General features: G+C 68.9%; 14 protein-coding genes. 6 read left to right on the forward strand and 8 right to left on the reverse strand.

Translation table 11 applies throughout. The annotated features are described in order from the left end of the window. Positions 1-109 precede the first annotated feature (109 nt). Complete coding sequence (locus AC1DNC_RS09970) at positions 110-787, reverse strand: LuxR C-terminal-related transcriptional regulator (protein WP_476862627.1); 678 nt, start codon at positions 785-787, stop codon at positions 110-112. Positions 788-789: 2 nt separating this feature from the next. Beyond that, entirely contained in the window at positions 790-2,169 is a 1,380-nt protein-coding gene (locus AC1DNC_RS09975; protein WP_476862379.1) for an ATP-binding protein, read from the reverse strand. Positions 2,170-2,294: 125 nt separating this feature from the next. On the opposite strand from AC1DNC_RS09975, the gene AC1DNC_RS09980 reads away from it, so the two are divergent. The 5 genes from AC1DNC_RS09980 (at position 2,295) to AC1DNC_RS10000 (ending at position 6,407) form a co-directional block, all read left to right on the forward strand. Beyond that, a complete protein-coding gene (locus AC1DNC_RS09980; protein ID WP_476862380.1) occupies positions 2,295-3,917 on the forward strand; it encodes a PspC domain-containing protein in 1,623 nt (540 codons plus the stop codon). Position 3,918: 1 nt separating this feature from the next. Continuing rightward, positions 3,919-4,179 (forward strand): hypothetical protein, encoded by a 261-nt coding sequence (locus tag AC1DNC_RS09985; RefSeq protein ID WP_476862381.1) that lies wholly within the window; start codon positions 3,919-3,921, stop codon positions 4,177-4,179. Positions 4,180-4,182: 3 nt separating this feature from the next. After that, positions 4,183-4,437 (forward strand): PspC domain-containing protein, encoded by a 255-nt coding sequence (locus tag AC1DNC_RS09990; RefSeq protein WP_441417017.1) that lies wholly within the window; start codon positions 4,183-4,185, stop codon positions 4,435-4,437. Between the two features lie 191 nt (positions 4,438-4,628). Further along, entirely contained in the window at positions 4,629-5,654 is a 1,026-nt protein-coding gene (locus AC1DNC_RS09995) for a 6-phosphofructokinase (protein ID WP_476862382.1), read from the forward strand. Between the two features lie 42 nt (positions 5,655-5,696). Beyond that, positions 5,697-6,407, forward strand: a complete 711-nt coding sequence (locus AC1DNC_RS10000; RefSeq protein WP_476862383.1) for a GNAT family N-acetyltransferase — start codon at positions 5,697-5,699, stop codon at positions 6,405-6,407. 28 nt (positions 6,408-6,435) lie between these two features. Here the strand turns inward: AC1DNC_RS10000 and AC1DNC_RS10005 are convergent, their stop codons facing one another. From AC1DNC_RS10005 to AC1DNC_RS10030, 6 genes are all read right to left on the reverse strand, one after another. Then, entirely contained in the window at positions 6,436-7,974 is a 1,539-nt protein-coding gene (locus AC1DNC_RS10005; RefSeq protein WP_476862384.1) for a DHA2 family efflux MFS transporter permease subunit, read from the reverse strand. Positions 7,975-8,068: 94 nt separating this feature from the next. Next, positions 8,069-8,485, reverse strand: a complete 417-nt coding sequence (locus AC1DNC_RS10010) for an ankyrin repeat domain-containing protein (RefSeq protein ID WP_476862385.1) — start codon at positions 8,483-8,485, stop codon at positions 8,069-8,071. Further along, complete coding sequence (gene ygfZ / locus AC1DNC_RS10015) at positions 8,482-9,564, reverse strand: CAF17-like 4Fe-4S cluster assembly/insertion protein YgfZ (protein ID WP_476862386.1); 1,083 nt, start codon at positions 9,562-9,564, stop codon at positions 8,482-8,484. Before ygfZ ends, AC1DNC_RS10010 begins: the two co-directional genes overlap by 4 nt. A 22-nt stretch (positions 9,565-9,586) precedes the next feature. Next, positions 9,587-10,321 carry a flavodoxin family protein gene (locus AC1DNC_RS10020; protein WP_476862387.1) on the reverse strand — a complete coding sequence of 245 codons (735 nt, stop codon included), beginning with the start codon at positions 10,319-10,321 and terminating at the stop codon, positions 9,587-9,589. 71 nt (positions 10,322-10,392) lie between these two features. Continuing rightward, positions 10,393-11,007, reverse strand: a complete 615-nt coding sequence (locus AC1DNC_RS10025; RefSeq protein ID WP_476862388.1) for a nitrobindin family protein — start codon at positions 11,005-11,007, stop codon at positions 10,393-10,395. Between the two features lie 176 nt (positions 11,008-11,183). After that, complete coding sequence (locus AC1DNC_RS10030; protein ID WP_476862389.1) at positions 11,184-11,918, reverse strand: permease; 735 nt, start codon at positions 11,916-11,918, stop codon at positions 11,184-11,186. A gap of 364 nt (positions 11,919-12,282) precedes the next feature. Between AC1DNC_RS10030 and AC1DNC_RS10035 the strand changes: the two genes are divergently transcribed. After that, positions 12,283-12,981: a winged helix-turn-helix transcriptional regulator gene (locus tag AC1DNC_RS10035; RefSeq protein WP_476862390.1), complete on the forward strand. Its 699-nt coding sequence runs from the start codon at positions 12,283-12,285 to the stop codon at positions 12,979-12,981. Positions 12,982-13,047 lie beyond the last annotated feature (66 nt).

Genomic DNA, 13,047 nt, shown 5'->3' on the forward strand with positions numbered 1-13,047 from the left:
CGAAGGGCCACCGGATCTGAGGGAGCGTCGGGTTGTAAGCCTCCGGATCTGAGGGAGCGTCGGGTGGTAAGCCGCCGGACGCGAGGGAGCGTCTGTCGAAGGGCCGGGGTTAGAGGAGGCGGCGCTCCGCGGCCCAGCGGGTCAGCTCGTGCCGGCTGGAGAGCTGGAGCTTCCGCAGCACCGCGGAGACGTGGGTTTCGACTGTCTTGATTGAAATGAACAACTCCTTGGCCACCTCCTTGTAGCTGTAGCCCCGGGCGATCAGCCGCATGACTTCCAGTTCGCGGGCCGACAGCCGGTCCAGTTCGTCGTCCGCAATGTCGGCCGGGGCGGTGCCGAAAGCGTCGAGGACAAATCCCGCCAGCCGGGGCGAGAAGACGGCGTCGCCGCCCGCCACTCGGCGCACCGCGTCACTGATTTCGGCCCCCGAGATGCTCTTGGTGACGTACCCCCTGGCGCCGGCGCGGATCACGGAGACGACGTCCTCGGCGGCATCCGAAACGCTCAGCGCAAGGAACTTGGTGCTGCCCAGCAGCGCCGCGGAGCCAGCCAGAACCTCGCGACCGCCACCGCCCAGACCGCCGGGGAGATGTACATCCAGCAGCACGACGTCGGGCCGGGCCGCTGCGATGACGGCCACGGCCTCCTCCACGGTTCCTGCCTCGCCGACAACGAGGATGCCGGGATCGAGGTCGGCCTTCAGGCCGGAGCGGAAAATGGCGTGGTCATCGACGATCACCACGCGGGTGCCGCCGGGAGCCGCCCCAGTGCCGGCCTGTGCCTGCATGCTCATTGTTGGTCCTCTCCGTTGCTTCCGATTGTCCCGGTTCCGTTGCCGGCGGGGGTGTTGTTTGCGTCGGCCGCGAGCGGCAGCCGAAGCCGGACCTCGGTGCCTTCGGGGCTGCTGGAGATGGCGGTGGTGCCGCCGTGGCGCCGCATCCGGCCAATCATGGATTCCCGGACCCCGAGCCGGTCGGCGGGGATGGCCGCCGGGTCGAACCCCGGCCCGCGGTCCTTGACGAAGACCTCGGCGGCGTCATCGGTGACTTCCAGGTACACCGAGACGGCTCCGCCGCCGTGGCGGGCCGAGTTGAGCATGGCCTCGCGCGCCGCCTGCACCAGGGCCTCGAGCCGTTCGTTCATGGCGCAGTCCCCCACGGTTACGACTTCCACGGCTTGCCCCAGCGAGTCCTCGACGTCCGCGGCGGCCGCCTTGATCCCGGCGGCGAGCTGGCCCGAGTCCCGGCCGGGGTCGCGGTAGAGCCAGCCCCTCAGTTCCCGCTCCTGCGCCCGGGCGAGGCGGACGACGTCGTGCTCGTTAGCGGCGCGCCGCTGGATCAGCGCCAGCGTCTGCAGCACGGAGTCGTGCAGGTGCGCTGCGATCTCGGCCCGTTCGGTGGCACGCACGCGGCCGGTGCGCTCGGCTTCCAGATCGCGCCAAAACTTCAGGCCCCAGGGCAGCAGCACCAGCGCCACCCCGCCCAGGACGGCGACGGAGGCCAGCAGGGCGAGCCAGGTCTGCTCCCAGGAGCCCGAGCCGGAGACCATCAGCAGCACGCCGGCCACCACCAGGGCGAGCCCGGCAGCCAGCCGGGCCCAGCCGCCGGCCTGGTCAGCCTTGGTCTTGTCCACGAGGCCAGCCCGCCGGGTTTCGTCCAGCTGCATCCAGGCAATGGCTGCTCCGCCCAGGATCGCGGCGACCGGGATCAGCGTGCCCAGCGGCACATCCAGGCCAAGGAGCCTGGCGATCAGGATGCCGGCCGCCAGCAGCAGTCCGGCGCCGAGCAGGATTTCCTTGCCATACGGCATCCCCGGGAACCACGTCCGCCAGGATCCGGCCGGGGCGCCAATTCCGGCCTTGACGGCGTTCCCGCCCGCCGCCGGCGCATTCCCCGCGGGCCTGTCCGCCGGGGGTGCGCTCACCGCGGGAGCTATCGGCGACGCCGGCCGGCGGGCATTGCGTTTGGAGTTCTCGTCCGCAGTGGGCACCATGATCCAGAGCCAGGCATAGAACGCGACGCCGGCCCCGCCCGCGAGCGCCGCCACCACCATGCCGATCCGGACCATCCGCACCGGCCAGCCCAGGTGATGGGCCAGGCCCGCGCAGACGCCGGCGATCACGCGGTCGCTGCTGCGGACCAGCGGCGGGCGGAAAGCGGGTGTTGTCATGGGTCAATCCAAACACGGACCGGGGTTTCCCGGAGCCGTTTTCAGGCCGAACCGGGGGCCGCTCAGGGGACGTTCAGGGTCTTCCCCAGTAGAGCCCCAGCCCCCGCGGGCAGGAGGATCGAAGTATGAACCCGCACACTCCGTACCCAGATGAGGACCCGAACGCTTCGCCCCGTCCGGACGCAGCTCCGGACGCCACTCCCGACGCTCCCGACACTTCCGCAGACGCCGCTTCCAACGGCTCCGCAGGCGCCGCCGGGACGCCCGGGGAACCAGCCCCGGAGGCACCGCCCCTGTATCCGCCCGGCGGCCCGTACCCTTCCGGCCCCGGCGTCCCTCCGCCGTACACCGGCGCCCCGCCTGCCCCGGGCATGCAGCAGCAGAACTTCTTTGACTGGATCCGCAGCCACGGGATCTACCGGGGCCGCGAGCGCTGGATCGGCGGCGTCGCCAGCGGCATTGCCCATCGGCTCGGCGTCGACCCCCTGATCGTGCGGGGCATCCTGATCGTACTGACCGTGTTCGCCGGCGTCGGCGTCCTGCTCTACGGCCTGGCCTGGGCGCTGCTGCCGGAGCCGGACGGCCGGATCCACGTCCAGGAGGCGGCCGCGGGCCGCTGGAGCTCGGGCATGACCGGCGCCCTGATCACCACCATCATCGGATTCCCCAGCCTGGGCAGCGGAGTCTGGGGCTGGGACCGCTACGGCTTCGGCGCCTTCATCTGGACGGTGTTCTGGGTGGGCGGCGCGATCTACGTCATCTACTATCTGACCCAGCGCAACAAGGCCCGCGCCGCGGCATCCCACGGGTCCCCGGGCCAGGGCGTCGGCGGTGCTGGCTGGAGTGCGCCGGGCGCCGGGGGCAACGCGGCCGGCACCCCTCCGGCCGGCCCGGCCGCTCCCGGCGACGCGGGCTCTGGCAGCGCCGGGCAGGCCACCACGGCCCCCACGGCCTCCAACCAGACCCTCCCGCTGGAAGGACTCCCGGCCCGGAACTGGGCAGACCACTCCGGAACTGCCCCCGGCTGGGCGGCGCCTCCGCCCTCGGGCCCCGTCCCACCCTACGGCGGCGGTTACGCCCCGGTGCCCCCGGCGGCCCCGATCCCGGCCCCGAAGCCCCGCAACCTGGGGCCAGGCGCTCCCGCCGTGGCAATGACCGCCGGCCTGGCGCTCCTGGTCGGCGGCGGCATCAAGGCCCTCGATGCGGCCCACGCGATCAACCTCGGCACGGCGGCCAACGCCGTCGTCTGGGCCAGCGCCGCGGCGGTGCTGGGGCTGGGCATCCTGGTTTCCGGGCTGCGAGGCCGGACGGCCGGCATCCTTGGATTCTTCGCCGTCGTGGCATTGATCATCGGCGGAATCTTCAACCTGGTTCCCAACGCTGACCGCGCCCGTTTCCAGAACATCGACTGGGCCCCGGCGAGCATCGAGCAAGCCCGCGACGGGTTCGACATCACGGGCGGGACCGGCACGGTGGACCTGACCAAGATGAACCTGAATCCGCCGCTGGGGTCCGACGTCGTGGTCCACCTTGATGCCACGGCGAGCAATGTCACGGTGGCCATCCCCACCAACGTCCCGGTCCAGGTCCAGGCGGACATGACCATGGGAAACCTCAACGACAGCCGCGGCAACCACGGCGGCGTGACGACCCAGCAGAACGACTACAACACGGACAAGCCCGGCAGCCGCCTGATCGTCAAGGTCTCCGGGACCCTAAGCAACATCACCGTGAAGGAAGGGAACTGACATGAGCAGCTACGACCCGGCGGACACGGCGGCCGGCTCCACGGAGCCCGGTGGCACCCGCCCCCGCGTGGGGACCGTGGTGTGGGGCCTGATCGTGCTGGCTCTGGCCGCACTGATAATCGTCTCCCGACTGGGCCTCGTCGCCCTGAACGGAACCTACGTGCTGATCGGCCTGATGATCGGGGCCGGCGCCGCACTGGTAATCGGCGGACTGCTCTCAGCCCGCGGACGTGACAAAGAAACCACAACAGGGAAGTCTTGAAACATGGATAAGTTCTTCAGCATCGTCCGGGGCCTTGGCCTGAAACGCGGTCCGCAGCGCTGGCTGGGCGGCGTGTGCGGCGGGATCGCCGCCAAGCTGAACGTCGACGTCGCGTACGTCCGGATCGGGTACCTGCTGTTCGCCCTGATCCCCGGGCCGGCGTTCGTGTTCTACCTGGCAGCCTGGTTGATCCTGCCGGACCAGCGGAACGCGATCATCCTCGAGTCCTTCCTCGAGCGGCGCGCCGGCCGGCCCTGAGCCAGTCCGCCGGATCCTCCAGTCCCACCAGCAACGCACAGTGCCCCCGCCGCTCCGGCGGGGGCACTGGTCGTTGATCACTGTGCGTTGGTCACGGTTTGTGTCCTGCCCCACATGCGCGATTAGACTTCTAGGTGAGCTCAGCGTGGCGCTCTGCCTGTACCCCTTCGAACCAGGATTTGAGCCGAGACATGAAAATTGGAATCCTCACCAGCGGCGGAGACTGCCCCGGACTGAACGCCGTGATCCGCGGCGCCGTCCTGAAAGGCATCGCCGTACACGGCCACGAATTCGTGGGATTCCTGGACGGCTGGCGCGGCGTGGTCGAGGGCGACGTCATCGACATCCCGCGTGCACTGGTCCGCGGCATCGCCAAGCAGGGCGGAACCATCCTCGGCACGTCCCGCACCAACCCGTTTGAGAACAACGGCGGGCCCGAGGTCATCAAGGCGAACATGGACCGCCTCGGCATCGATGCCATCATCGCCATTGGCGGCGAAGGCACCCTGGCCGCAGCTAAGCGCCTGACCGACGCCGGGCTGAAGATCGTCGGCGTACCCAAGACGGTGGACAACGACCTCGACGCCACGGACTACACCTTCGGCTTCGATACCGCCGTCGAGATCGCCACCGAGGCCATCGACCGGCTCCGCACCACCGGGGAATCCCACCACCGGACCATGATCGCCGAGGTCATGGGCCGCCACGTCGGCTGGATCGCCCTGCACGCCGGCATGGCCTCCGGCGCCCACGCCATCCTCATCCCGGAGCAGAAGGCCTCGATGGAACAGATCACCGAGTGGGTCATCTCAGCCCGCGACCGCGGCCGCGCACCGCTGGTGGTCGTCGCGGAGGGCTTCGTTCCCGAAGGCCAGGAATCCCCGCACTCCGAGCGCGGTCTGGACACCTTCGGCCGGCCGCGCCTTGGCGGCATCGCCGAACTGCTGGCCCCCGAGCTTGAGGCCCGCACCGGGATCGAGACCCGCGCCACCGTGCTCGGCCACATCCAGCGCGGCGGCGTCCCCACCGCATTCGACCGAGTCCTGGCAACCCGGCTCGGCATGGCTGCGATCGATTCGGTGGTCGAGCAGCGCTGGGGAACCATGGTTTCGCTGAACGGTACCGACATCGTCCACGTCGGCTTCGATGCCGCACTGGGCAACCTCAAGAGCGTCCCGGCGCACCGCTACGAGGAAGCCGCCGTCCTCTTCGGCTGAGGCTTCCCCGTCCCCACGACGCTGGCTGGGTAGGGTTGAAGCATGACTCTTGCGCCCGGTTCCGCTGAAATCATCCAGCTCGCGTGGGCCCGCCGGCTGGGGCTCGACGACGCCGCTTTCGCCACCGCGGCGGGCCGCCGCCTCACCCGGGCGGACGACTCTGCCCGTTGGCTGCAGTTCGTCCGCCTGTTCGGCAGCTCGGCCCTGGTGGGGCCGCAGTGGGCGCTGGACGCCGCAGCCGGGTATTCGGACGAGGAACTGGCGCAGCACGTCACGCTGCTGACCATCACCCGCGCACACGGCGGGCACGGGCTGGGCGCCGCCGCATTGTTCTTCGCCGATGATCTGGCCCTGCAGCAGCCTGCCGAGGAGCTGACCGTCTCGCACGGCAACCCGGAAGCGGTCGAACTCGAGGCCCTGTGCCCGCCGGACGATGTCAACGAGGTGGGCCTGGCGGACCTTGAGCACCGCTTCACGATCATGCACCTCGAAGACGGCCGCCGCACCCCGGTGGCGTGCGGCGCCTACACCGAGTGGGAAGGCATCCTGGCCCAGCTTGGAGTGCTGGTGGCCCCCGAATGGCGGCGCCGCGGCCTCGGCACCCTTGCGGCCTCGATTGCGGCCCACGAGGCGCTGGCCTCCGGGCTGACGCTGCAGTGGCGCAGCGATGTCAGCAATCACGGGTCCCTCGCGCTGGCCCGGAGCCTGGGCTTCACCGCCGGTGGCATCCAGACCAGCGTGCTGCTCGGCTAAGCGGACGCGGCCGGAGCCCGGCGTCGGCCTAGCCCCGCTTGGCCTCGGCGTCCTCTGCGACGGCGGGCACGCCGTCTGTTGCCGCCGGAACCGCGCCCGGCGTGCCCCAGCCCTGCTGCGGCTGGGGTTTGGCAAAGAACAGCGCCACGGCCGCGCCGAGCAGGATCACGGCGGCGGGCAGCAGGATGGACTGGCCCATCGCCGTCGAGAACCCTTCGTGCAGCGCCTCGGGCAGTTTCCCTCCGAAGGCCATCGGGCTCGACTTCGCGGACGCGCCCGGGGCCGGCGGCAGTTCCGCGGCAAGCCGGGCCTGGATCAGCACCGCGATGGCCGCGCTGCCCAGGACCGCGCCGATCTGGCGGGTGGTGTTGTAGACGCCGGACCCGGCTCCCGCGAGCCGGGGCGGCAGGTTGCGGGTGGCAGTGGAGCTCAGCGGAGCCCAGATGCCAGCGTTCGCGAACCCCAGCACGGCACTCGGCAGCAGGAAGAGCCAGATGGGAGTATCCGGGTGCATCAGCGAGGCATTCCAGAAGAGGGCCACGGACATCAGGGTCAGGCCGCCCGCCGTGATGAACTTCGGGTTGACCCGGTCGATGATCCTGCCCACGACCGGGGCCAGGCCGCCGGAGATCACGGCCATCGGAACCATCATGAGCGCCGACTGCGTCGGGGTCAGGCCGCGCACCACCTGGTAGTAGAAGATCAGCGGCAGGCCGAAGGCCGTTACGGTGAAGCCGACGGTGGTGATGCCCAGGTTGGCCAGGGAGAAGTTCCGGTCCTTGAACAAGCCCAGCGGCAGCAGCGGTTCGCCCTTGTTGTACCGCTGCCAGAGAACGAAGGCGACGAGGACCACGATGCCGCCGATGATCAGGCCCCAGACGGTGATGGGCCCGGTGATGGTGCCCCAGTCGTAGGTTTCGCCTTCCTGGATTCCGAAGACCAGCAGGAACAGGCCGACGGCGCTGAGCAGCACGCCGGGGATGTCGAACTTGTGCGGGTGGGTGCTCAAGGCGGGAACGAAGCGCAGGGCCAGGAAGAATCCGGTGATCCCCACCGGAATGTTGATGAAGAAGATCCATTCCCAGCCCAGTCCGTCCACCAGCACGCCGCCGAGGATCGGACCCACCAGGGTGGCGACGCCGGCCGTAGCGCCCCAGATGCCCATCGCGGCGCCGCGGCGGTCCGGCGGGAAGATACGGGTGATGACCGCCATGGTCTGCGGCGTCATCATCGCGGCACCGAGGCCCTGCAGTACCCGGGCCTCGATCAGCGTCTGGACGTCGCCGGAGAGGCCGCACCACAGCGACGCAACGGTGAACACCACGAGGCCGGACAGGTAGAGCTTCTTCGGCCCGAAGCGGTCACCCAGCCGGCCGGTGATGAGCAGCGGCACGGCGTAGGCCAGCAGGTAGGCGCTGGTGACCCAGATTACCGAGTTGATGTCCGCGTTGAGGCCTTCCATGATCCGGGGGTTCGCCACCGAAACGATGGTGGTGTCGATCAGGATCATGAAGAATCCGATCACCAAGGACCAGAGGGCGGCCCACGGCCTCGCTACGTTTTCCATTTCGGTTCCTTACGGTGCGTGTTGCAGGCTAAGCGGGTGGTGGAGCCGGGGTGAAGCTGTGGGATCCGGCGCTGCTGGCTGGGCGGTGCCCGGTTCAGCCGAGGAGCGCCAGAATATCGTTGCGGGCAAACATTTGGGCGGCAGCCCGGGCGGAGGGACTTCCGGCGTCGGGGTCGGCGCCCGCCTCCACGAGGACCTGCACCACGTCCGGGTAACCCTTGAATACGGCGCCGGCGAGCGGTGTCTGGCCGCGGTCGTTGGCCGTGTTGGCGTCCCCGCCGTGCGCCAAGATCAGCCGCACGGCATCCGCCTGGCCGTGGTAGGCCGCAAGCATCAGCAGCGTGTCCCCCGTCGCGGTGGTCAGCGTCGCTGGGGCGCCTGCCGCGAGGTAGCCGCCGAGCAGGGCGGAGTTTCCTTCGCGGGCGGCGTCGAACAATGCGTGGGCCAGGGCGAGCGTCTCGTCGTCGGGGCCGGCCGGCTGGGGCGCCGCCGACTCGGTTCCGCCGCTCACCGGGTCCCCCGGAGGAAGCCGGTCTGGCGTCCCACGACCTGTCCGGCGTCGGGAGCCACGATGGGCTCCTGCGCCGCGGGGTAGGGTTCCTCGCCGTCCATCACGGTCAGCACCTGGTCCGGGGCGACGGAACGCTTGATGACCGCCAACGCCACCGGACCCATTTCGTAGTGCTGCGCCACGGATGTCACTGTGCCGACCTTCCGCTCGCCGGCCCGGACCTCGCTGCCGACAGCGGGCAGCGTGTGCTGGGACCCGTCGAGTTGGAGGAACACCAGACGCCGCGGCGGGTGGCCCAGATTGTGCACCCGGGCGATGGTTTCCTGTCCCTTGTAGCAGCCCTTCGCGAGGTGCACCGCCGTGCGCAGCAGGTCCAGTTCGTGCGGGATGGTCTTATCGTCCGTCTCTGCTCCCCAGCGGGGACGCCACGCCGCGATGCGCAGCGCCTCGGCCGCCATTACGCCGGCCAGCGGGCGGTCCGCCACGGTGGCCTCAAGCTCGGTGGCCGGCAAGAGGTATTCGAACCAGGGCCGTTCCAGGCCGGGGTGGGCATCCTCGCCAACCACCGCGTAGGAGTACCCTCCGGCACCGACGTGCGGCCACGGGTCTTCCCAGACCTTGTGTCCGGACCATTCCGGCACCGGCCGGGTGGTGCCCAGTACTGCCCAGTCCGCCGAGACGTCGGCCACCTCGACCCGGAGCATGAACTTCATCCTGGTCAGCCATTCGGCGAGCGGCGGGGCCTCTGCGGCCTCCACGATCAGCCAGGTGGTGGCGCCGTCGTCCAGAACCCGTGCGTCGAACTCGATCCGGCCCTGCACGCTGAGCAGCAGCAGTTCGGTGGACTGGCCCGGAGCCAGGGCGGTGAGCTGCTGCGAGGAGAGGGTGTTGAGCCAGCTCAGCCGGTCTGGTCCACTCACCGTGACTACGCCGCGCTGGGACAAATCCACGACGGCGGTTCCGGCAGCCAGTGCGCGCTGCTCGCGCAACGGTTCGCCGTAGTGGGCGGCGACGCCGGCGTCCGCGCCGGCCGCTTCGACGGCGCCCGGGCGCGACAGCAGGGGGCTCTTGGTAGTCATATGAAGTAGAAGTCCTCAGGGCTCAGCGGTATTCCGGATTTTCGAAGTCGAATCGGGTGCCGGCTTTCCAGTCATCGGGCAGGTTGCCGTAGGCGGGAATGCCCCCGGCATCCTTGAGCATCCGGGCCAGGTGCAGCAGGTTCCACGTCATGAAGGTGGTGTTGCGGTTGGTGAAGTCGCTTTCCGGGCCGCCGGAGCCTTCGTCCAGGTAGCTCGGACCGGGTCCCACCGCTCCGATCCAGCCCGCGTCCGCCTGGGGCGGGATGGTGAAGCCGATGTGCTGGAGGCTGTAGAGCACGTTCATGGCGCAGTGCTTGATGCCGTCCTCGTTGCCGGTGATGAGGCAGCCGCCGACCTTCGGGTAGAACGCCCACTGGCCCTTGGAATTCAGTTCGCCGGAGTGGGCGTAGAGCCGCTCGATCAGTTTCTTGGTCTGGGACGAGTTGTCCCCCAGCCAGATCGGTCCCGCGACCACCACGATGTCCGCTTCCCGCACCGCCGGGTAGAGTGCGGGCCATTCGTCGCTTGCCCAGCCGTGCTCGCGCATGTCCGGGTAGACGCCGCTGGCAATGTCGTGGTCCACCGTCCGGATGACGCTGGTGGCGACGCCCTGCTTCTCCATGATCCTGCGGCTGATTTCGATCAGGCCCTGCGTGTTGGACGTCTCCGGGGACTTCTTCAGGGTGCCGTTGAAGAACACCGCCTTGAGGTCGCTGTACTTGCCGGAGTGCGCCGTGCCACTTGCTGTCTCGTTCACTGTGGTGCTCCCTGCGTTCGCTGCGGACAACGGAAATCCAGTGAGACCCCGGCCTATGCCGGACGTGCGGTTCAGCCGAGCTTGCTGAGGATGGCGGAGGCGTGCGCTTCCAGGCCGCCGCCCGGCGTCGAGCTCTTGCCCGCGGCAACGTCCCAGCGCCAGAGCAACTTGCCGTCGACCAAACCGAAAATCCGGGTGGCGGCCGTGTATTCCTTGGAGTGGCTGCCCCGCATCACCATGTCGGTGCTGAGCTGGATTTGCGGGCCCTTGATCTGGCCGTAGTACAACTCGGAAATCCCGCCGGGGTGTGAGATGGAGACGGAAATGTCGAAGCCGCCGTCGCTGTTGCGCAGCTCCTCGACCTCGTCGGCGCTCTTGAGCACCGGGACGATGTCGGCCGGGATCAGCCCAGGGCCGCCGTCCTCATCGCGCTGCTTGCGCTCCAGGGCCCAGAAACCGGTCTCCACGGTCAGCGGGCGGAGTTTGGTTCCCTCGTCGTCCGTCAGCCAGGACTCGGCCCGGTACTGCAGGTACGGCAGGCCGTTGTGGGTGAAGGAGACGTGCTGGAGGAAATGCTCCGAATCCTCTTCCCCGGCACCGAGCCGGCCGCGGCCCTCCCACTCACCAATGAGCCAGGACAGCGGAACGAGTTCGGGCGTCAGATCTGTAGGAATTTCAATCGGCACAGCAGCTACCTCTGGAAACTACGGGTTCTGGACGTTTATCGGCTTTTTACTTCTGGCCCTTGAAGAGCCGGTACACCACAAAGCCGGCAAACCAGGCCATGGAAAGGCCGGCGACGGCCAGCAGGACAAGGAAGAAGATCTCAAATGCAAGTACGGACATGATGCCATCCTAACGCTTAGTGGAGGAGTAGTTTGTCTATGAAGTAAGCGAGCGAACCGACCGCGGAGACCGGCGCCAAACCCATGCTCAGCACGGCCGGCAGGTTCAATGTCGCGCCACGGATGATGACCAGCCTGCGGAAGCTGACCAGGACGGCCCCGACCACGATCCCGACCAGGGCGGCAGGCAGTACGGCAATGTCGGAGAGCACGAGGCCGGCCAGCGGACCGGCGAGCCCCGCCCCGACGATGCCCAGCGGGGCGACGATCCGGTCCGGCCAGCGGATCAGGCCCGCCATCAGGGCGATCGCCGCGCTGATGGCGGCAACGAGCAGCATTTCCTTGACCCCGTTGAAGCGCGAGCAAGCGATCCAGCCGGCGCCGAGGCAGGACAGCAACACCCCGGCGCTGGAGCCCAGGGTGGATTCGAGGCGCTGGGCCTGGCCTGTGCCGCGAATCAGCTGCATGACAAAGATGGCCATCACGCCGGCCGCGACAAACGCGGGCGTCCAGTTCAGGAAGCCCGGCGCGGGCAGGTAGGTGGCGGCGATTGCGGAGCCGATTCCGGGGAGGCCGATCAGGGCGGCGAGGGTCTTCTTCGCCGGGATGCCGAGAAAGTGCGGCCAGCCGATGCCGACGCAGACGGCGGTGAGCACGGCGACGCCCAGGAGGGCCTCGGGCGTGGAGTACGCACCGGCAATGATCGCGGCGAGCCCGGCCAGGCCGATGACACCGACACTCCACGACTTCACAGTTCCCCCTCCAACGCTGGCCCGGACGCTCCCACCGGCAGGGCATCCCGGACACGGTCCCCCACGATCAAGTTAGCCACGATCAACCGGTACCTTCGCTCACTGCGGACCCGTAGGGCCTGCTCGACTCCGCCGGGCTGCAGGCCCTGACGGTTCAATCCTGCCTTATATGAACGTTTTGTGTCGTAAGAGAGCCAAGCTGGAGCGGCGGAACAGTGTCCGCGGGGGGCCATTTGGGTATACTCAAAGCTCAGCTACGCTTCCTCCGGCAACCGCAGGCAGGTCACCGCCCGGAAGCTCAGTACCGGCCGGTGAGAGCCCGGTTCAGACGCCCAATGATGCGCGGACACCCCTTGGAGGAACCATGTCGCACATCCTGCTACTGACGAACAGCACCGGATCATCGGTGGATGTCCTGCCTGCGCTGGAACTGCTTAACCACCGCGTCCACATCCTTCCCGCCGAGCCCACGGCCCTGCTCGACACCGACCCGTGCGACATCGTGCTGCTCGACGCCCGCAAGGACCTGGTCGGCGCCCGCTCCCTCACCCAGTTGCTAAAGGCCACCGGGTTGAGCGCTCCCCTCATGCTGATCCTGACCGAGGGCGGCATGGCGGCGGTCTCCTCGGCCTGGGCCGTGGACGACATTCTGTTGGAGTCCGCCGGACCCGCGGAAGTCGAAGCCCGCATCCGGCTCGGCGTCGCGCGTGCCCTGCCTGATGCGGACGACACCCCCACCGAGATCCGAGCGGCCGGCGTCGTCATCGATGAAGCCAGCTATACGGCCCGGGTGAACGGGGCTGCGCTGAACCTGACGTTCAAGGAATTTGAGCTGCTCAAGTACCTCGCCCAGCACCCCGGCCGGGTTTTCACACGCCAGCAGCTCCTCACCGAGGTCTGGGGCTACGACTACTACGGCGGCACCCGCACCGTGGACGTCCACGTCCGGCGGCTGCGCGCAAAGCTCGGCGCCGACCACGAGAACCTGATCAGCACCGTCCGCAACGTCGGGTACCGCCTCACGCTGGTCCGGCAGCCGGACGAAGAGCTCACCGAGGCCTAGCCGGCAGGCCGCCCGGCCAGAGCCAGATCCGGACGCCGGCGAGACACAGGACCGGACACACGCCAG

The organism is Arthrobacter sp. 01N442, assembly GCF_056399345.1.